Below are 18291 nucleotides of genomic sequence, written 5' to 3' on the forward strand. Positions count from 1 at the left end.
CTCCCCTCGGCCCGGATTGTGACCCAGCCGGATATGGCTGGCGCGTCGGGCACGTCAGCCATGCAGGTCCATCAGGTGTAGGGAGGCACCCGATGATCGTCGGTTGGCGCCGGGTTCGTCTCGGCGGCATACCGGGCCTGTTCGTGCGCGAACCGGTTGTATGCCAAAGACAGGCAGAAGCACGCCAGCCCGGCCACCAGCAGCGCCAGTACCTGGGTGATCGAGCTCCCGTCCGCCAGATCCAGCAGCGCCAGCTTCATCACCACCGCCATCACCAGGGTCAGGCCGTAGTGGCGCAGGGCCGTGGCCTGGACCCGGAACCCGGCCACGATGCACACGGTCCCGGTTGCCAGCACCATGGCGGTAACCAGCATGGAGGTCGGTGAGGCTCCAGACTGGACCATGACGGCCCACCACAGCGTCGCGCTCTGCGAGACCGCGACGGCCACGCCCACTGGCGACTGGTGCAGCCAGGGCAGCAGCAGACGGGCCCCGGCAGCTGCAAGGGCCGGGCCCAGGATCACGAGGGGACAGGCAACCAGTGCTCCGGCGGTGGAGCGGAACGCGTCTGCCGCGGTGAGCGTTGCTACCGCCTGCACCGACAGAATGCCGAAGCCCACCCAGGCGATCATGGGTGTGCGGCGCACGGTTGGTGTACGCAGTCCAGTCGCCCCGTCCAGCACTCCCGCCCAGGCCCCCGATGCCAGGGTCAGTGGGGAACAACCACGGTTGAACAGGCCCAGGCCGGCCATGGCCAGGGCGCCCGCGCCCGCGAGCAGTGGCGCGGTAATGGTGTTCGGGCTCAGTGCTCGCACCAGTTGCGGAACCACCAGTACCAGGTCCGCTCCAACCAGCCAGGCGCCCGCCGTCAGCGGATTGAAGCGCCCATGCTGAGTCGGCGCGGGGACAGCTGCGGGAGCCGACGGCGACGCCAGGCGGCTTTCCAGCCAGATACTCGAGCCGACGGCGGTGATGACCGCCGCAAGTGCAAGCCAAAGCTCCGGCGTCGGCTGTGGTCGCGCGCCGGCGGTGAGGCCCAGCGCGGCCAGACCGGTCATCGGCAGCATCGCCACGGGGGCGCTGTGTCCGGCGTGCACAGTCGGCAGGCACGCCAGTGCCAAGCAGACGACTGCTGGCAGCAGCAGTCTGACGTCGACGGCGAATGCGGCGACGCCCACGCCTAGGATCACCCACGGGTTCACGCCTATCACGTTCTGCGGCCAGGAGGAGTCCTCGGCGTCGTCGGGCCGCAGGGCGGCAGTGGATGCGGTCGCGGCCGTCAGGATGAGTGCCGCGGGGAGGGCGCGTGCGGCGGATGGTGCCGCAGGAGCCATTGTGAAGTGCAGTACCGCGAGCACCAGGACGGCACCGACCCCGCCCCACTCCCAGACGGTCCCGCCTCGCCCGGCGGAGCGGGACAGCAGCCGCCCGGAGTGATGCGCCTGAACGAGAAGCACAACGGCGGGCAGGCACGACAGGGCGACGCCGACGGGTGACCCATCGCGTAGCAGAGTGACTGGGCAGAGCAGGAGCGCCGCCGCCGTCACCGCCATCGAGGTGGTGGGAACCCACTCGACCAGGTGCATACGCGGCGTGTAATGCGGCAGCAACGCGCATACCACGCCCCAGGCGATCACGTATCCGTTGACCAGGGTCCACAGCAGGAGTGCCCGGCCGGGGTGGTTGCTCGCCTGCGTACATGCGAAGGCGACGGTAACCAGCGCGCCCAGCGTGGAGACCACGGCGGTGAAGAACTGCTGCGTCGTCCACGACACCAGCAGCAGTACGAAGCCCCAGGCGGCCATGAGCACCAGGGCGATGACGGGCGCCAAGTCCACAATCAGGACAGCTCCGATGATGGTCACGAAACCCAGCGCCCCACCGGTACCAGTGACGGTGGCCGCCGCTACCTGCTGGTGCGGCCGGTTCTCTGAAAGAGAGGTCCCGGCGGAGACCATGCCGAGGGCGAGCAGGCCTAGAGCCGCCACCTTCCAGGCACCGGGAATCTGGTCCCAGACCAGCGCAATGAGGCTGGTCGCGGCCAGCAGCACCAGCAGTGCCGCCGCACCGGATAACAGGTAGGCGCCGACATTTCCCTCCCGGTGGGTGGCGGTGCCGCCGGGCGTCGGCACCGGGACCTGCGGCGCGGGCGGTGCAGTCGGACGCGCCAGACTCGGGAGCGGACTCGGGAGCGGACTCGGTAGGGGCTGCCGAACCCGTGCCGGGGCGGGAGTGCGCACGAAGGGGTCGTCATCCGGATAAGGCTTCAGGGGCACGCCTGGAGGGGTCGGGATGGGGTCGGGGGAGGCTGCGGATGCGGCCGCCAGCCGGTCGACCCGGACCTCCAGTCCGTCGATTTTGCGTTCCAGGGTGGCCAGGCGGGTGAGCAACTCGTCGAGTCGCGCACTGTCGTAGTGCTCCATGAGCCAAGGATCCGACAAGGGCGTGGTGTTGTCACGGTTTTGATAAAAGTCGTGCCTCGCGGTGGGATAGCCTTTGCCCATGAGCACTACCGGATTGGCCGCCGCCCAGGCAAAGATGCGCGACGCCGGCGTCGCGGAGCAGGCCATCGACGTTTTCAGCCACTACTACCGTGCGCTTGAGGAGGGCGCCACCGGGCTCGTCCCCGAGGACACCATTGAGCCACTCACGCAGATCGACTCCATCGACGACGTCCAGGTCGATGAGGCGGCCGCCCGCGAGGCGCTCAGCAAGACCGTTCTGATCAAGCTCAACGGTGGGCTCGGCACCTCCATGGGCATGGACCGGGCCAAGTCGCTGCTGCCCGTGCGCGACGGCAAGAGCTTCCTGGACCTGCTGGTAGACCAGGTGATGGCCGCCCGCGCCCGCTACGGCGTGACCCTCCCGCTGATCTTCATGGACTCCTTCCGCACCCGCGCGGACACGCTGGCGGCCCTGGCCGCCCACCCGGGCATCGAGGTGGAGGGCATCCCACTGGACTTCCTGCAGAACCGGGAGCCCAAATTGCGCGCCGATGACCTGACGCCGGTGCAGTGGGAGGCGGATCCGAGCCTGGAGTGGTGCCCGCCCGGGCACGGCGACATCTACACCGCCCTGGTGGCCTCCGGTGTGCTGGACGCCCTCCTGGAGCGCGGCTACAAGTACGCGATGACCTCCAACTCCGACAACCTGGGGGCTGCCCCGAGCGCCCGTATCGCCGGCTGGTTCGCCGCCTCCGGCGCCCCCTACGCGCCGGAGATGTGCCGCCGAACCCCGGCCGACGTCAAGGGCGGGCACTTGGCGGTGCGCAAGGCGGATGGCCGCATCATCCTGCGCGACACCGCCCAGACCCCGCCCGAGGAGATGCACTACTTCACCGACCAGTACCGTCACCCCTTCTTCCACACCAACAACCTCTGGTTCGACCTGGAGGTGCTGCGGGATACGCTCGTTGAACGGCACGGCATCCTGGGACTGCCGCTGATCCGCAACGACAAGACGGTGGACCCGGCGGACCCCGACTCCACGCCGGTCATCCAGCTGGAGACCGCCATGGGTGCAGCCGTGGAGGCCTTCGACGGCGCCACCGCCGTGGAGGTGCCGCGTAGCCGCTTCCTGCCGGTCAAGACCACCAACGACCTGCTGCTGCTGCGCTCAGACGTGTACGAGGTGGACGCCGACGGGCTGCTGCGGCAGGTGCCCGAGCAGGCCTGCGTGGTGGACCTCGATCCGCGCTACTACAAGCGGATCGCCGACTTCGAGGCCCGCTTCCCGCACGGGGTCCCCTCCATCCGCGACGCGAGCAGCCTGACGGTGCGGGGCGACTGGACCTTCGGGGCCGACGTCGTCGCCACCGGGGATGCGGCCGTGACCGAGGCGGGGGCGCCCGGGGTGGTGCAGGACGGCACGCGTCTGGACTGAGCCGTCCCGACGGCGGCCTGGGGCCGGTGCCCGGGAATGCCCGGGCGCCGGGCCGGGCTTCCACGCGCTCCCATCGCAAAGACCCGTGTTCCACGACCTTGGTGTGTGTTGCACGACCACCCCGGGGTCGTGGAGTGCGCACCGGGGTCGTGCAGTGTCGTCCAGGGTCGTGCGAAGCCTCCCCGGCCCCGGCGCCGGACGCCGCCACCCACAAAGGCCGGGCCGAGTGAACCGGCCGGCAGAGGCCACAACGCCGGTCTAAAGCACCACGTTTGCGCCTATAACCCCCTATCACCGGCAACCCTCGGCTGAGCCGTTCGCCGGGGAGTACACCGCGAGCTGCTCGCAGAGGGAAGTGAACGGAATGAACAATTGAGGCCCCGGACCAGACGGTCCGGGGCCTTGCGCAGCCGGTGGGCGATACTGGAATCGAACCAGTGACCTCCTCGGTGTGAACGAGGCGCTCTAACCCCTGAGCCAATCGCCCGGTGCGGTGGAGAGATTAGCCTTAATGGGCCCTCTCCGGCAAACGCGGCGCCGGTGAGGTGGATCACCGCCTGTGCATTTGCGTGCAGGCCCCTGCCGGGTGTTATGGTTCAGCCGCGCTCAGGGGAACGCAAGCACCCCGAAGTGCCGAGCATGCGGATGTGGCTCAGTTGGTAGAGCATCACCTTGCCAAGGTGAGGGTCGCGGGTTCGAGTCCCGTCATCCGCTCCGAGGCGCCGGGTCCCCCCAGCCTCTTAATGGTGGGTTGGCCGAGAGGTTAGGCACCGGCCTGCAAAGCCGTTCACACCGGTTCGAATCCGGTACCCACCTCGGGCGATTGGCGCAGCGGTAGCGCGCTTCCCTGACACGGAAGAGGTCACTGGTTCGATCCCAGTATCGCCCACCACCGCCTTGCTTCTCCCGCCGGTCAGTCGGCGGGGAACCAGGCGTCCAAGACCTGTAGCACGCCGTCGTCGTCATTGGCGGGCGCAGTGAAGCGGGCGCCCCGCCGGGCGGCCGGCGAAGCGTTCTCCATGGCGATGCCGTAGCCGACGCCGGTGAGCATCTCCGCGTCATTGCCGGAGTCCCCGAAGGCGGCGGCCTGGCCACGTGTGAGCCCCCAGTGGTCCAGCAGCACGTCCAGACCGGAGGCCTTGTGCCTCCCGGGCACGATCAGGTCCACGCTGTCATGCCCCGACACCACCGGCACCATGGCTCCTTCCAGCGCCGCGGACAACCGGTCCAGGAAGACCTGCGTGAAGCCGCGCTTGTCAACTAGCGCGATCTTGGATACCCGGTGGCCGTTGATGTCGGCGGTGTGCGCGACGTACTGGTACTGCGGGTGGTAGAAGGTCAGCAGCTCCCGCATCTCCGGCGTCTCCGACTCGCGCAGGTAGGCGCCGTCCGGGCCGGAGGCGATAAAGGTGAGCCCGGCGGCGTCGTCGAGCACTGCCAGCACCCGGGCCAGCGCATCCATGGGCACGTGCGTCTCCAGCAGCCGGGCGCCGTCAGCCAGCACAATCGCCCCGTTGTCGGACACCACGCCGTCGGGGGCCAAGCCGTCCGCGGCCGGGAAGAAGCCGAGCAGCTGCGCCTCCTGATTTCCGGAGGCAACCACGAAGCGCACCCCGGCCTCCCGCATGCGGCTGCGTAGCGGTGCGAAGCGGTCCCGGTCGTAGGTGGACCCGGTGCGCAGGAAAGTGCCATCCATATCCACCGCCACCACGCGCAGCGCCGACGGCCGGCGCGCCGGGGGAGCGGGCGGCCTCGCGGCGCCATCCGTTTCCGGTGCTTGGCTCATCTCAGGGCTCCTCAATCAGGCCGAGGCGGGTGAAGGCCCTGGCCAGGCCGTCGTCCTCGACGTCGTCGGTCACCAGGTCAGCGGCCGCCTTCACCCCCGGCGCGGCATTACCCATGGCCACACCGACCCCGCAGTGCCGCAGCATGCCCACATCCACCGCGCCGTCCCCAAAGGCCACGGCGTCGCCGGGAGACGCCCCCAGATGACGCAGCAGCACATCTATGGCGTCCACCTTGTTGGCCGCGGGCAGGGCGAGGTCCCCGAACAGGGCCGCGTGCCCACGGCCGCCCCAGGTACCGACTAGCAGCCCGGGGAAGGCTTGGCGTGCGGCCTCGATATCCTGCGGGCCGGACAGCACGAAGCTGATCTTGTTGACGTCCTCGCGCACCAGCTGCTCGGTGAGTACTAGATCCGGCAGTGCGTCCGCCACCTCCAGCGACGCGGCGTCATCGTGCCCCTTGCCGGCGGCATAGGCACGAATCGCATCGCGAGCGGCATCGGGGAACGACTCCGGCGCGTACAGGCCCGAGTTCGACTCCAGGTAGAAGGTCAGCCCGCGTGCCCGCAGCCACGCCACGATCCGGGCGCAGTCGTCACGAGACAGGTGGCGGTGCAGTAGCACCTCGCCGTCATCCTCCACGTAGGCACCGTTTCCGCCGATCATGCCGTCCAAGCCGATGCTCCAGATGCGTTCGGGCACTTCCGCTCGGGAACGCCCGGTGGTCACGTAGACGCGGTGCCCGGCGGCGCGGGCCCGGCGGACCGCGCGGACGGCCGAGTCGGGCAGCATGTTCGTGTAGGTCACCAGGGTGCCGTCCACATCCAACAGGATGATGCGGGGCCGGGCCGGTGCCGTGGCCGACGCGAGTGCGTGCCCCTCCGGCAGTTTCGGCGGTGTGGGCGGAGAACTGAACACGGGTGACTCCTCGACGGTGTCGGCCCCTGGCCGGGCAGGCGCATGCGGCGAGCCGAGACAATAGTCACAGCATAGGTGGTGGTCCGGTGCCCGGCCAGGACCACGTCGGCCGGACGCCGCTCCGCCGAGGTCGGTAGACGTTACCGCCGAGGTCGGTAGCAATAACCGCCGAGATCGGTAGATATGGCGAATGGGCTCCCGTCGGCCTGCCCGGGCACGCACCATCCGCAGGCCGTCCGGGCGCGCCGTCAATCGTCAGGCCACGTGCGGCACCGCGTGGGGAGGCGCTGAAGGCCCGGGAACCGGCCGCCGGGCCACCGCCGCGATGCTGCTGGTGATCTTCGCGGGTGGGAAAGCGATCGCATAATCTCCTGCCATGGCCGACCCGTCGACATACCGACCCGCTCCCGGCGACATCCCGACCTCGCCCGGCGTATACCGGTTCCTGGACGCCGAGGGACGCGTCATCTACGTCGGCAAGGCCAAGAACCTGCGCCAGCGGCTGAGCAACTACTTCCAGGACCTGACCGCGCTGCACCCGCGCACGCAGAAGATGGTCACTACCGCGTGCGCGGTGGAGTGGACGGTGGTGTCCACCGAGGTTGAGTCCCTGGCCCTGGAGTACTCCTGGATCAAGGAGTTCAACCCGCGCTTCAACGTCAAGTACAAGGACGACAAGTCCTACCCGTACCTGGCGGTCACGATGCAGGAGACCTTCCCCCGCGCCCAGATCGTCCGCGGTGCCCGCCGCCCCGGTGTGCGCTACTTCGGTCCCTTCGTGCAGGTGTGGTCCATCCGCGAGACCCTCGACCAGCTGCTGCGGGTCTTCCCCATCCGCTCCTGCTCGGCCGGCGTGTTCAAGCGTGCCCACGCCTCCGGCCGCCCCTGCCTGCTGGGCTACATCGACAAGTGCTCCGCCCCCTGCGTGGGCCGCATCAGCCCCGCCGGCCACCGGGCCCTGGCCGAGGACTTCTGCGCCTTCATGGCCGGGCGCACCGGCCCCTACCTGCGCGAGGTAGAGGCGCAGATGCGGGCCGCCGCCCAGGCGCTCGACTTCGAGAAGGCGGGCCGCCTGCGCGACGACGCCGAGGCGCTGCGCAAGGTCATCGAGCAGAACGCGGTGGTGCTGCCGGAGGCCACCGACGTGGACGTGTTCGCGCTGGCCCGGGACGAGCTCACCGCAGCCGTGCAGGTCTTCCACGTGCGCGGCGGGCGGGTACGCGGTCAGCGCGGCTGGGTGATCGACCTGGTTGAGGACGCCAGCGACGCCGAACTCATTGAGCGGCTCCTCCAGCAGGTCTACTCCGACCTGCTGGACCCGGCCGACGCCGCCGCCCCCGCGGGCACCGCCGTCGGGGCTCCCGTCCGCTCCGGGCCGACCACCTCCCTCGGCGTGGGCGGTCGCGCACCGGCCGCACCGCTGGAGCGCACCGCGCCCGAGAACGGCGCCCGCACCGGGGGCCGCGAGCGCGGAGCCACCAGTGTCGACGACGTCACCCACACCGCTACGACGGCCGTCCCCCGGGAGATCCTGGTGCCGGCCCTGCCTCCCGACGCCGAGGCCGTGCGCGACTGGCTGGCCGGCCTGCGCGGTGCCCGGGTGGAGCTGCGCGTGCCCCTGCGCGGGGACAAGGCCGCGCTTATGGGCAACGTGCGCAAGAACGCCGAGGAGGCCCTGCGCCAGCACAAGACTCGCCGTGCCGGTGACCTCACGCAGCGTTCCCAGGCGCTGGAGGAGCTGGCCGAGGCGCTGGATCTGCCGGAGGTCCCCCTGCGCGTGGAGTGCTACGACATCTCCCACACGCAGGGCACCTACCAGGTCGGCTCCATGGTCGTCTTCGAGGACGGCGCCCCGAAGAAGTCCGACTACCGGCGCTTCGTCATCCGTGGCCAGGACGGCTCCGGAACCGCTGACGACACCGCCGCCATGCACGAGGTGCTCACCCGCCGATTCAAGCGGCTGCTGGCCGAGCAGAACAGCCCCGGCCCGGTGTCCGGCTCCGTGCCCGTCGACGTCGGCGGCCAGTACGTGGAGGAGGCGGCCGGGGGCCCGGTCTCCGGCCCCGTGGACCCCGATACCGGGCGTCCGCGCCGCTTCTCCTACGCCCCCGGGCTCGTCGTCGTCGACGGCGGACTGCCGCAGGTCAATGCGGCCCGGGCCGTGCTCGACGAGCTGGGCGTCGACGTGCCGCTGGTCGGCCTGGCCAAGCGCCTGGAGGAGGTGTGGGTGCCGGGGGAGGAGTTCCCGATCGTGCTGCCGCGCACCTCGCCCGCCCTGTACCTGCTGCAGTACCTGCGCGACGAGTCCCACCGCTTCGCGATCACCCACCACCGCAAGAAGCGTTCGGCGGGCATGACCCGCTCCGTGCTCGACACCATCCCCGGGCTCGGCCCCGCCCGGCAGGCGGCCCTGCTGAAGGAGTTCGGCTCGGTCAAGCGCATCCGGGCCGCCTCACCCGAGCAGATCGCCGCCGTCAAGGGCATCGGCCCGGCCCTGGCCGCCACCGTTGCCCGCCGGCTCGCCGCCGGGGGCGGGGAATCGGAGTTACCGGGCGCTGGGACGAGCGCGGAGCCGACGCCCGCTGCGGCGGGGCGGGATCGGTGACACAATCCCACAGGTGGAGATCCTGCGGGTGTTCAACAACAACGTGATCCTGGCGCGCGACGAGCTGGGACGCGAAGCGGTGCTGACCGGCCGCGGCCTCGGCTTCCAGCGCAGACCGGGCCAGGATGTTGACGCGAGCCTGGTTGCGCGCCGGTATGTGCTGGCACAGAACGCCGAGAGTGTCGGGGAGGTGATGGCGGCGATTCCGCTGGAGCGCATCGCCCTGATTGAGCGCACCTTCCGTGCCGCCGCCCGGGACCTGGGCACCGCCGTGCCCTCCTCCACGATTGTGGCGGTGGTGGACCACGTCAACCAGGCCATGGAGCGCGTGCAGGCGGGCACCGTCATGGACTACCCGCTGCGCGCCGAGGCGGCGCACCTGCACCCGGAGGAGCTGCGGCTGGCCGAGCGCATGGTGGCCGAGCTCAACCGCGCCCAGGAGGTGCAGCTGCCCGACGGCGAGGCCGTCGCCCTGGCCCTGCACCTGTTCGCCGCCGCCGTGGGTGCTCCGTCCACGCGGGAGGCGGCGCGTCAGTCGCGGCTGATCGGACAGGTGATGGACATCCTCAAGGCCGCCTATGGCGATGACTTCCGCCCTGACTCCATCGATGCCGCCCGCTTCGCCGTGCACCTGCGCTACTTCTTGGTGCGCGCCCGCACCGGGGAGCAACTGGCAGACGGCACGGGCACGGTCATCGCCGAGTCCCTGCGCCGCCGTCATCCCCGGGCCTACCAGGTGGCGGTGCGGGTGAAGGAGCTATTAGAGGTGCGGTTGGGAATTGCGGTGCGGGAGGATGAGACCGCGTATCTGACGATCCACGTCGCCCGCCTGGAGAACGGTATTGACCGGTCGCGCCCGCACCCCGGAAACAACCGCATGTGACTAAACGCACTGCGGGTGCCGATGACGCTTTCCGGCGGATCGGTTCTAAGATATCCTCGAATGGCCTCGAGTGGGGCCCAGGATTGTTACCCGCAAGGGGCAAGACCTGAGTTGACTGTTGTAGCTAGCTGCGCAGTCGGCTCGGGTCTTTTTTTGTTTCCCAGCCGCTTGCGGGCAATCGGATCGAGGAGGATCAGCATGGCTAAAGTCGACTACGCGGCGCTGGCGCCGCAACTGCTGGACAAGGTCGGGGGTGAGGGCAACGTCCGCTCCATGACCCACTGCGCCACACGCCTGCGCCTGGTACTGGCCGACGAGTCCAAGGCGGCAACGGCACAGATCAAGCAGCTGCCCGGCGTGGTGACCGTGGTGCAGGCAGGGGGCCAGTACCAGGTGGTCATCGGCAATGACGTGCCGATGCTGTACGAGGAGCTGGGACGCATCACCTCGCTGGGGCCGGGCTCCGAGGCCGCTGAGCAGCCCGCGGAGGAGGGCAACCTCTTCGACCGGTTCATCAAGCTGATCTCCGCGCTGATCAACCCGGTGCTGTGGACCCTGGCGGGCGCCGGGCTGATCAAGGCGATGCTGGCGCTGCTGACCACCTTGGGGTGGATGTCCGACACGGGAACCACTCACACCATCTTGAACGCGGCCGGAGACTCCGTCTTCTACTTCCTGCCCATCGTGCTGGCGATATCGTCGGCGCGTCGATTCAAGGCCAACGAGATCACCGCCGTCGCCATTGCCGGCGCCCTGGTTTACCCGGACATCGTGGCCCTGGCGGAAGCCGACTCGGTCACCTTCATCGGCATTCCCGTGATCATGGCGTCATACACCTCATCCCTGCTGCCGATCATCTTCTCCACCTGGATCCAGGGCTACCTGGAGCGGTGGCTCAAGCGCGTGCTGCCCGGCACCATACGCAACTTCACGGTGCCGCTGGTCTCGCTAGTGGTGATGGTGCCACTGGTGCTGATTACAATCGGCCCGGTCACAACCGCCATCTCCGGCGGCATCTCCGGCGGCATTCAGGCCCTGTTCCGGGCCGCTCCGTGGCTGGCCGGCGCCATTATGGGGGCCTTCTGGCAGGTATTCGTCATGTTCGGCATCCACTGGGGCTTCACCCCGATCATGCTGGCCGACCTCGACAAGCCCGGCTATTCGCTCATGGCGGCCCCGCTGTTCGCCGCCGTGCTGGCGCAGGCGGCGGCGATGCTCGCAGTGATGATTCGCACCCGCTCCGCGCAGATGCGGCAGGTGGCCGGCCCGGCGGCCCTGTCCGCATTCCTCGCCGGCATCACCGAGCCCGGCATCTACGGTGTGAACCTTCCGCTGAAGCGCCCCTTCGTCGCGGGCTGCATCGGCGGTGCCGTGGGCGGAGCCATTATCGCGATGGGCGGCGGCGCCATCTCCGCCTTCGTATTCCCCTCACTGATCGGTATCCCGGCGCTGCTGCAATACGGCAATGTGACGGTCACCTTCATCGGCATCGGCGTGGCCGTGGCCATCGGCTTCGTGCTCGCTCTAGTACTCGGTTTCAATGAGTCAGACGCCGCTGACTCCGCGGCGGAGAACTCCGCGGACGCGGAGGCCCCGGCCACCGCTGAGCCCACCACCGTACTGGGTGCCCCGGTCGCGGGCCGGGCCATGCCGCTGGAGAAGGTCGCCGATCCGGTCTTCTCCTCCGGCGCGCTGGGCGGCGGGATTGCCGTGCGCCCCAACGGATCCGGGAGGATCACAGTCACCGCGCCCGCGGCCGGGACCCTGCTCACGGTCATGGACTCCGGGCACGCCTACGGCATCAAGACCGACGACGGCGTGGAGCTGCTGGTACACGTCGGCCTGGATACGGTCCAGCTCGAGGGCAGGGGCTTCTCGCCGAAAGTCACCGTGGGACAGCGCGTCGCACGCGGGCAGGAACTGGCCGAGGTCGATCTAGACATCGTGCGCGAGGGCGGGTACGACCCCACCACGATCCTGGTGGTCACCAACACGGCGAGCCTGGCGGGCGTGGTCCCGGTGGCCGACGCCGACGTGGAGGCCGACGCCGACGTCGTCGAGATCGACCACTGACTCCCTCCGCCCGTGCCGGTGCGCGAAGCACCGGCGCGGGCGAGGCACAATCGAGCACGAACCCGGAAACATGCCAAGCAACTGAGCTAAGGAGAAAACCAACCATGCCGGCACCAATGACCTTCCCCAACGACTTCCTGTGGGGCGGCGCACTGGCCGCTAACCAGTACGAGGGCGCCTACGACGCCGACGGCAAGGGACTGAGCGTCCAGGACGTCATGCCCCAGGGCATCGTCGGCCCCCGCGCCGAGGCCCCCACGCCGGACAACCTCAAGCTGGAGGGCATCGACTTCTACCACCGCTACAAGGAGGACATCGCCCTGCTGGCGGAGATGGGCTTCAAGGTCTTCCGCTTTTCCATCGCCTGGTCCCGCATCTTCCCCAAGGGGGATGAGACCGAGCCCAACGAGGCAGGCCTGGCCTTCTACGACCGGGTCCTGGACGAGCTGGAGAAGTACGGCATCGAGCCCCTGGTTACCATCAGCCACTACGAGACCCCGCTGCACCTGTCCCGCGAGTACAACGGCTGGGCCGACCGGCGCATGATCGGCTTCTTCGAGCGCTACGCCCGCACCCTGTTCGAGCGCTACGGCAGGCGGGTCAAGTACTGGCTGACCTTCAACGAGATCAACTCCGTGCTCCACGAGCCCTTCATGTCCGGCGGCATCAACACGCCCAAGGAGGAGCTGAGCGAGCAGGACCTGTACCAGGCGATCCACCACGAGCTCGTGGCCTCCGCATCCGCCACCCGCATCGCCCACGAGGTGAGCCCCGACCTGAAGGTCGGCTGCATGATCCTGGCGATCCCCTTCTACCCGCTTACCCCGGACCCGCGGGACGTGTGGGCCGCCAAGCAGGCCGAACGGGATAACTACACCTTCGGCGACGTACACGTGCGCGGCGCCTACCCCGGCTACTTCCTGCGCAAGCTCCGGGACAAGGGCATCGAGCTGGACATTACCGAGGACGACCGCCGCACCCTGGCCGAGCACACGGTTGACTTCGTGTCCTTCTCCTACTACATGTCCTCCTGCGAGACTGCCACTCAGGAGCGGGAGGCCAGCGGCGGCAACCTCATGGGCGGCGTCGTGAATCCCACCCTGGAGGTCTCCCAGTGGGGCTGGGCCATCGACCCGCGCGGCCTGCGCACCATCCTCAACGACTACTGGGACCGCTGGGGCAAGCCCCTGTTCATCGTCGAGAACGGCCTAGGCGCCCGCGACGAGCTGATCACCGGCCCCGACGGGACCCCCACCGTCGCGGACGACTACCGCATCGACTACATGAACGACCACCTGGTGCAGGTGCGTGAGGCCATCGCCGACGGCGTGCAAGTCATCGGCTACACCTCCTGGGGCTGCATCGACTGCGTCTCCGCCTCCACCGCCCAGATGTCCAAGCGCTACGGCTTCATCTACGTGGACCGCAACGACGACGGCACCGGCACCCTGGAGCGCTACCGCAAGCAGTCCTTCGGCTGGTACCGGGACGTGATCGCCTCGAACGGCGCCAGCCTGAAGGCCTGACCGGCCACGCGGTTGCCGACGGTCGCAGCCGGCTCACGGCGGACGCGCCGGGCACCGGGTAGTGTGTGCCGATGCCCGAAGAACGCGCCCCGCTGAGCCGGCTGCGGCTGCTGCCGCTGCGCCTGGCCCAGTTCACTGCCACCCAACTGGCCTGCTGCGCCTTCCCGATCGCCGTATTCGCCGGCATGGCGGTCTCCGTGCTCGTCTGGAACCGGGTGGAGCTGCCACTGGCACGCTATGACGCGCTGCTCATCTACGTGGTGGTGGTGCAGACCGCCTTCGTGGTGCTGAAGCTTGAGACATGGCGGGAGCTGGCGGTGATCTGCGCCTTCCACCTGATCGGCCTGGCGCTGGAGGTCTTCAAGGTGCGAGTCGGCTCCTGGACCTACCCGGATGCCGGCGTGGTACGCCTGGGTGGGGTGCCGATCTTCTCGGGCTTCATGTACGCCTCGGTCGGCTCCTATATCTGCCAGGCCTTCCGGCGCTTCGACCTGCACATCTCCGACTTCCGCCGCTGGCCGGTCACGGCCCTGGCAGTGGCCGCCTACGCCAACTTCTACACCCACCACTTCATCTGGGACCTGCGCTGGGTGGTGGCGGTCGGCTTCCTCCTGGCCCTGTGGGGCTCCACGGTGCACTTCACCGTGGGCGGGGACCGCTACCGCATGCCGACCGCGGTGTCGTTCGTGCTGATCGGGGTCTTCCTGTGGCTGGCGGAGAACCTCGGCACGTTCCTCAATGCGTGGCGCTACCCCGACCAGCAGGCCGGGTGGCACCTGGTACATGTGGGCAAGCTCGGCAGCTGGGCGCTGCTGGTCACCCTCAGCTTCGTGCTGGTGGCTGCCGTAAAGGCGGAGGAGGGCGTGCACTATGGCGACGGCGAGGCCCGGGTCACCCCGCCGCGGCGCAGTAGCTGAGCTCGCTGACCGCCTCGATGACTAGTCCACGGGGCACATCACGGTGATGGCGCCGGCCGCCTCCTGGGCGCGTCGGCGGGCCGAGTCGACGTCGTCGGCCGCCGCCGCGGCTCCACGCAGTCGTCGTCTCCGTCTGCCGGTGTCCGATCGGCTCGTAGAAGGAGACAATGTTCTTGATGCCGTGCGGGTCGTGGGAACGGACCACAATAGCAGGTGGTTCCTGAATCGAGGCCTACGACGCCTCAACGAACGCGGACCGGTCCATCATTCCTTCCATCGCGGCCAGGTTGAGCCAAAGATGAGCAGACTGCCATCGCCGATGGTCCAGGTCTGGAAGACGATGGAGCCATCCGTCTGCCCGCTGGTCTATGCATGCGGCCCCGCGGCTAGAGTTCTTCAAAGAGACTTGGCGGACAAGACCGGGCATGTGAGTGCCAAGTTGACGCCGAAAAACTCGCAGAAGACTAGTGCGAGTACCGGGCGGGCCACCGTGCCGCAGCATCACTCACTCGGTAGCATTGGCACCATGAACGATCGACCAGAGGAGTACGCCGACGATGTCCTGCCTGGAGTTGTGGGTCAACCGAGCGTGTCTGGCATGCCAGAGGGATACATCTACGGAGTCACCCGCTACGCGGACGTGATCCTGGCCAACTCCTTCCCGACGTTGTTCAACGACCTGGTCAACGCGCTCAACTCATTCACGATCAATTTTACCGATGACATTGCGGCCGGCGGCGGTAGCCGAGCACGGCACACCAAGAGGTTTGACGAGTCCTTGTACGACCAGGGGTGGAACAAGCACAACGTCACCATCGAGAAGTTGATCGATGAGCGTCCCATCTTCAAGACGCGCAGTCACGAAATCGACGTCTTCAAGCTGGGGGAGGACGGCTGGTATCCCGGCGTTGCGGTCGAGATGGAATGGAATAACAAGGACCCTTTCTATGCGCGAGACCTCCAGAACTTCTCTGGACTGCACAACGAGGGCGTGATCGCGGTCGGTGTCATCGTCACGCGGGGCCCGCGGCTTCAGGCCGAGCTTGAGCACTGGGGTAACGAGGGCATGTACTCAAATACCAAGTACGGTAAGGCCACGACCCACTGGAACAAGCTCCTACCGCAGGTCAATCTCGGTGGCGGCGGGCAGTGCCCGCTGTTCTTGGTCGGCATCGAGCCCGAGCGCGTGATAGGGTGGCCGGGCTCTGATAAGATCTAGTTGGAGTAACTAGATCTTATGGAGGCCTCATCGTGTCAGTAGAACCCCTGCGCCCAAATGACGTCATCGAACCCCTGCCGACCGTTGAGGGCGGGTTCAAGACTGTGCTTGCTGACCCGCCGTGGCGCTTCCAGAATCGCACCGGCAAGGTCGCTCCCGAGCACCGGCGGCTTGACCGCTACTCCACGCTTGACCTCCAGGCGATCTGCGACCTGCCGGTTGCCGAGCATGTTGCGAAGGACGCTCATCTATACCTATGGGTGCCCAACGCACTGCTGCCCGATGGCCTGCGCGTCATGGAGAGCTGGGGCTTCCGGTATGTCAGCAACATCGTGTGGGCCAAGCGCCGAAAGGACGGCGGCCCCGACGGCCGCGGCGTCGGCTTCTACTTCCGCAACGTCACCGAGTTGATCCTGTTCGGAGTCCGTGGTCGCATGCGCACACTCGCGCCGGCTCGTCGACAAGTCAATATGATCGAGACTCGCAAGCGAGAGCACTCCCGCAAACCGGATGAGCAGTACAAGCTCATCGAGGACTGTTCGCCCGGTCCTTACCTGGAGTTGTTCGCCCGCCAGGCAATGCCTGGATGGACGGCGTGGGGCGATGAGTCCGGCGTTGACATCCAGCCCCGCGGACAGGTGTACAAAGGCTACTCCGGTGGGGCCATCACCGCACCTTACCTTGAGCCCCACGACCGCTTGGACGGAGAGACTGCCAAGACCCTCTCTGGCTTGCTTAGCCAACGTTATCGTGACGGTGCCAGCGTCCGGCAGCTCGCCGAGGAAACCGGGTATTCGATCGGCCGGATCCGTGGCCTGCTGGAGAAGGCTGGTACATCCATGCGCCGGCGGGGACGCCCGACCCAGGAGGGCAACCTATTCACCTGAACACTGCCATCTGCGCTCGGTACTCCTGCTATGGCAACACATAGTGGCGGCTCACTCTCGGTCACTTCTCGGGGCGCGTCACGGTGATGGCGCCGGCCGCCTCCTGGGCGCGTCGGCGGGCCGAGTCGACGTCGTCGGCTGCCGCCACGGCCACGCCCATGCGGCGGCCCGGATGCGCATCGGGCTTACCGAACAGGCGCACATCGCTGCCCGGCACCGTCAGCGCCTCGGCGACGCCCCGGTAGACGACCCCGGAGCCGCGCCCGGACTCTACAGGGGACTTGACCACGGCGGAGGCGCCGGGGGAGCGCAGCGCCGTGTCCACAGGCAGCCCCAGCAGGGCCCGGGCATGCAGTTCGAACTCGCTCAGGCTTTGCGTAGCCAGGGTCACCATGCCGGTGTCGTGCGGTCGGGGCGAGACCTCCGAGAAGAGCACCTCCTGCCCGCAGATGAACAGCTCCACCCCGAACAGGCCCCAGCCGCCCAGCGCCCCGGTCACCGCGGCGGCCACCTCCTGCGCCCGCTCCAGCGCAGCCGGGGGCAGCGGGTGCGGCTGCCAGGACTCCACATAGTCGCCGTCCACCTGGCGGTGGCCCACAGGCTCGCAGAAGGAGGTGACGGTCCGGCCGGTGCGCGGGTCGCGGGAACGGACCGTCAGCAGGGTGATCTCGGAGTCGAAGTCGACGAAGCCCTCCACGATCACCCGGCCCCGGTCCACCCGGCCCCCCGCGGCCGCTAGTCGCCAGGCGGCAGCCACGTCGTCGGGACGGCGCAGCACGGACTGGCCGTGCCCGGAGGAGGACATCACGGGCTTGACGATGCACGGATAGCCGACTTGCTCGGCCCCGGCGGCGAGCTCCGCGGCACTGGAGGCAAAGGCGTAGGGACTGGTGGGCAGGCCGAGCTCCTCGGCGGCGAGCCTCCGGATGCCCTCCCGGTCCATGGTCAGCCGGGCGGCGCGCGCGGTCGGCACCACCCGCACCGCGCCGGCCTCCTCCAGCGCCACCAGGGCGTCGGTGGCCAGGGCCTCGATCTCCGGTACGACGATCCCCGCCCCGGTGGACTCGATCGCCGCCGTCAGCGCCACCGGATCGGACATGTCCACGGTTACGGCGTGCTGGGCGACCTGCTGCGCCGGCGCGCCCGGGTAGCGGTCGATCGCGGTCACCTCCACGCCCAGGCGCATGAGCGCGATCGTCACCTCCTTGCCGAGCTCCCCGGAGCCGAGCAGCGCCACCCGAGTGGCCGACGGTGTTCCCGGGGTGCCGAGGGCGGCGTCGGTACCGGGTGCAGGGCTGTGGGATGTGGTCACGGTGGCCTCCGTAGCCTCCAGGTCGGTGCTTGTGCCGGGCGCGGGCGCTGCCCGGACGGCTCGGCGCCGGCGCGCCGTTCACCACGACCACGGTACCGAAACTCCGCGCGCCCAGCACAGCGGGTTGTGTCATGCTGGGGCCATGGATTCACTGGACCGAACCCAGCCCGGCCACTCGTCGGATGACGGCCGCGGCCCGAGCCGGACTGCGCCGTCGGTGCCGGCAGGCGGCGCCCGGTCGGACGGCCCGCGACCCGCGGGCGTGCCCCCGCGCCGGCCGCTGCG

The 18291-nt window shown here is 68.8% G+C and carries 12 protein-coding genes and 4 tRNA genes; 11 read left to right on the forward strand and 5 right to left on the reverse strand.

What is annotated here, in order from left to right; translation table 11 throughout:
• Window positions 1-71: 71 nt before the first annotated feature.
• Window positions 72-2423: a DUF2339 domain-containing protein gene (locus tag GZ997_RS08340; RefSeq protein ID WP_162679550.1), complete on the reverse strand. Its 2352-nt coding sequence runs from the start codon at window positions 2421-2423 to the stop codon at window positions 72-74.
• A 79-nt stretch (window positions 2424-2502) separates the two neighbouring features.
• Here GZ997_RS08340 and GZ997_RS08345 point away from each other — a divergent pair, with 79 nt between their 5' ends.
• Window positions 2503-3882 carry a UTP--glucose-1-phosphate uridylyltransferase gene (locus GZ997_RS08345; protein WP_161923984.1) on the forward strand — a complete coding sequence of 460 codons (1380 nt, stop codon included), beginning with the start codon at window positions 2503-2505 and terminating at the stop codon, window positions 3880-3882.
• A gap of 414 nt (window positions 3883-4296) precedes the next feature.
• On the opposite strand, the gene GZ997_RS08350 is transcribed toward GZ997_RS08345, so the two are convergent.
• Window positions 4297-4369 (reverse strand) — tRNA-Val (locus GZ997_RS08350).
• Window positions 4370-4523: 154 nt separating this feature from the next.
• On the opposite strand from GZ997_RS08350, the gene GZ997_RS08355 reads away from it, so the two are divergent.
• The 3 genes from GZ997_RS08355 to GZ997_RS08365 all read left to right on the forward strand — a co-directional run bounded on the left by GZ997_RS08355 (window position 4524) and on the right by GZ997_RS08365 (window position 4774).
• Window positions 4524-4596 (forward strand) — tRNA-Gly (locus GZ997_RS08355).
• Between the two features lie 31 nt (window positions 4597-4627).
• A tRNA-Cys gene (locus GZ997_RS08360) sits at window positions 4628-4698 on the forward strand.
• A 1-nt stretch (window position 4699) separates the two neighbouring features.
• Window positions 4700-4774 (forward strand) — tRNA-Val (locus tag GZ997_RS08365).
• Between the two features lie 21 nt (window positions 4775-4795).
• Here the strand turns inward: GZ997_RS08365 and GZ997_RS08370 are convergent.
• Together GZ997_RS08370 and GZ997_RS08375 are read right to left on the reverse strand one after the other, a co-directional pair.
• On the reverse strand, window positions 4796-5668 hold the full coding sequence (locus GZ997_RS08370; protein ID WP_162679551.1) for a Cof-type HAD-IIB family hydrolase: 873 nt from the start codon (window positions 5666-5668) through the stop codon (window positions 4796-4798).
• 1 nt (window position 5669) lies between these two features.
• Window positions 5670-6584 carry a Cof-type HAD-IIB family hydrolase gene (locus GZ997_RS08375; RefSeq protein ID WP_237564329.1) on the reverse strand — a complete coding sequence of 305 codons (915 nt, stop codon included), beginning with the start codon at window positions 6582-6584 and terminating at the stop codon, window positions 5670-5672.
• 376 nt (window positions 6585-6960) lie between these two features.
• On the opposite strand from GZ997_RS08375, the gene uvrC reads away from it, so the two are divergent.
• From uvrC to GZ997_RS08410, 7 genes are all read left to right on the forward strand, one after another.
• Complete coding sequence (gene uvrC, locus GZ997_RS08380; RefSeq protein WP_162679552.1) at window positions 6961-9189, forward strand: excinuclease ABC subunit UvrC; 2229 nt, start codon at window positions 6961-6963, stop codon at window positions 9187-9189.
• A 13-nt stretch (window positions 9190-9202) separates the two neighbouring features.
• On the forward strand, window positions 9203-10072 hold the full coding sequence (locus tag GZ997_RS08385; protein WP_161923986.1) for a PRD domain-containing protein: 870 nt from the start codon (window positions 9203-9205) through the stop codon (window positions 10070-10072).
• 198 nt (window positions 10073-10270) lie between these two features.
• Window positions 10271-12145: a beta-glucoside-specific PTS transporter subunit IIABC gene (locus tag GZ997_RS08390; protein ID WP_162679553.1), complete on the forward strand. Its 1875-nt coding sequence runs from the start codon at window positions 10271-10273 to the stop codon at window positions 12143-12145.
• Between the two features lie 104 nt (window positions 12146-12249).
• Window positions 12250-13671, forward strand: a complete 1422-nt coding sequence (locus GZ997_RS08395; RefSeq protein ID WP_162679554.1) for a glycoside hydrolase family 1 protein — start codon at window positions 12250-12252, stop codon at window positions 13669-13671.
• 71 nt (window positions 13672-13742) lie between these two features.
• Window positions 13743-14588 carry a DUF817 domain-containing protein gene (locus GZ997_RS08400; protein WP_162679555.1) on the forward strand — a complete coding sequence of 282 codons (846 nt, stop codon included), beginning with the start codon at window positions 13743-13745 and terminating at the stop codon, window positions 14586-14588.
• Window positions 14589-15114: 526 nt separating this feature from the next.
• Window positions 15115-15807: a BglII/BstYI family type II restriction endonuclease gene (locus tag GZ997_RS08405; RefSeq protein WP_162679556.1), complete on the forward strand. Its 693-nt coding sequence runs from the start codon at window positions 15115-15117 to the stop codon at window positions 15805-15807.
• A 32-nt stretch (window positions 15808-15839) separates the two neighbouring features.
• Window positions 15840-16694, forward strand: a complete 855-nt coding sequence (locus GZ997_RS08410) for an MT-A70 family methyltransferase (RefSeq protein ID WP_162679557.1) — start codon at window positions 15840-15842, stop codon at window positions 16692-16694.
• 61 nt (window positions 16695-16755) lie between these two features.
• Here GZ997_RS08410 and purT read toward each other — a convergent pair whose 3' ends face one another.
• The gene (gene purT / locus GZ997_RS08415) at window positions 16756-18006 is read right to left on the reverse strand and encodes a formate-dependent phosphoribosylglycinamide formyltransferase (RefSeq protein ID WP_162679558.1); all 1251 of its coding nucleotides are present in this window, start codon (window positions 18004-18006) and stop codon (window positions 16756-16758) included.
• Between the last annotated feature and the right edge of the window lie 285 nt (window positions 18007-18291).

The organism is Actinomyces sp. 565 (assembly GCF_010365615.1).
In the GTDB taxonomy this organism is placed as follows: Bacteria; Actinomycetota; Actinomycetes; order Actinomycetales; family Actinomycetaceae; genus Actinomyces.

Coding starts and splice junctions, on each gene's coding strand:
- GZ997_RS08340 (WP_162679550.1), bottom strand. CDS start 2,423: ATGGAGCACTACGACAGTGCGCGACTCGACGAGTTGCTCACCCGCCTG.
- GZ997_RS08345 (WP_161923984.1), top strand. CDS start 2,503: ATGAGCACTACCGGATTGGCCGCCGCCCAGGCAAAGATGCGCGACGCC.
- GZ997_RS08370 (WP_162679551.1), bottom strand. CDS start 5,668: ATGAGCCAAGCACCGGAAACGGATGGCGCCGCGAGGCCGCCCGCTCCC.
- uvrC (WP_162679552.1), top strand. CDS start 6,961: ATGGCCGACCCGTCGACATACCGACCCGCTCCCGGCGACATCCCGACC.
- GZ997_RS08390 (WP_162679553.1), top strand. CDS start 10,271: ATGGCTAAAGTCGACTACGCGGCGCTGGCGCCGCAACTGCTGGACAAG.
- GZ997_RS08395 (WP_162679554.1), top strand. CDS start 12,250: ATGCCGGCACCAATGACCTTCCCCAACGACTTCCTGTGGGGCGGCGCA.
- GZ997_RS08400 (WP_162679555.1), top strand. CDS start 13,743: ATGCCCGAAGAACGCGCCCCGCTGAGCCGGCTGCGGCTGCTGCCGCTG.
- GZ997_RS08405 (WP_162679556.1), top strand. CDS start 15,115: ATGAACGATCGACCAGAGGAGTACGCCGACGATGTCCTGCCTGGAGTT.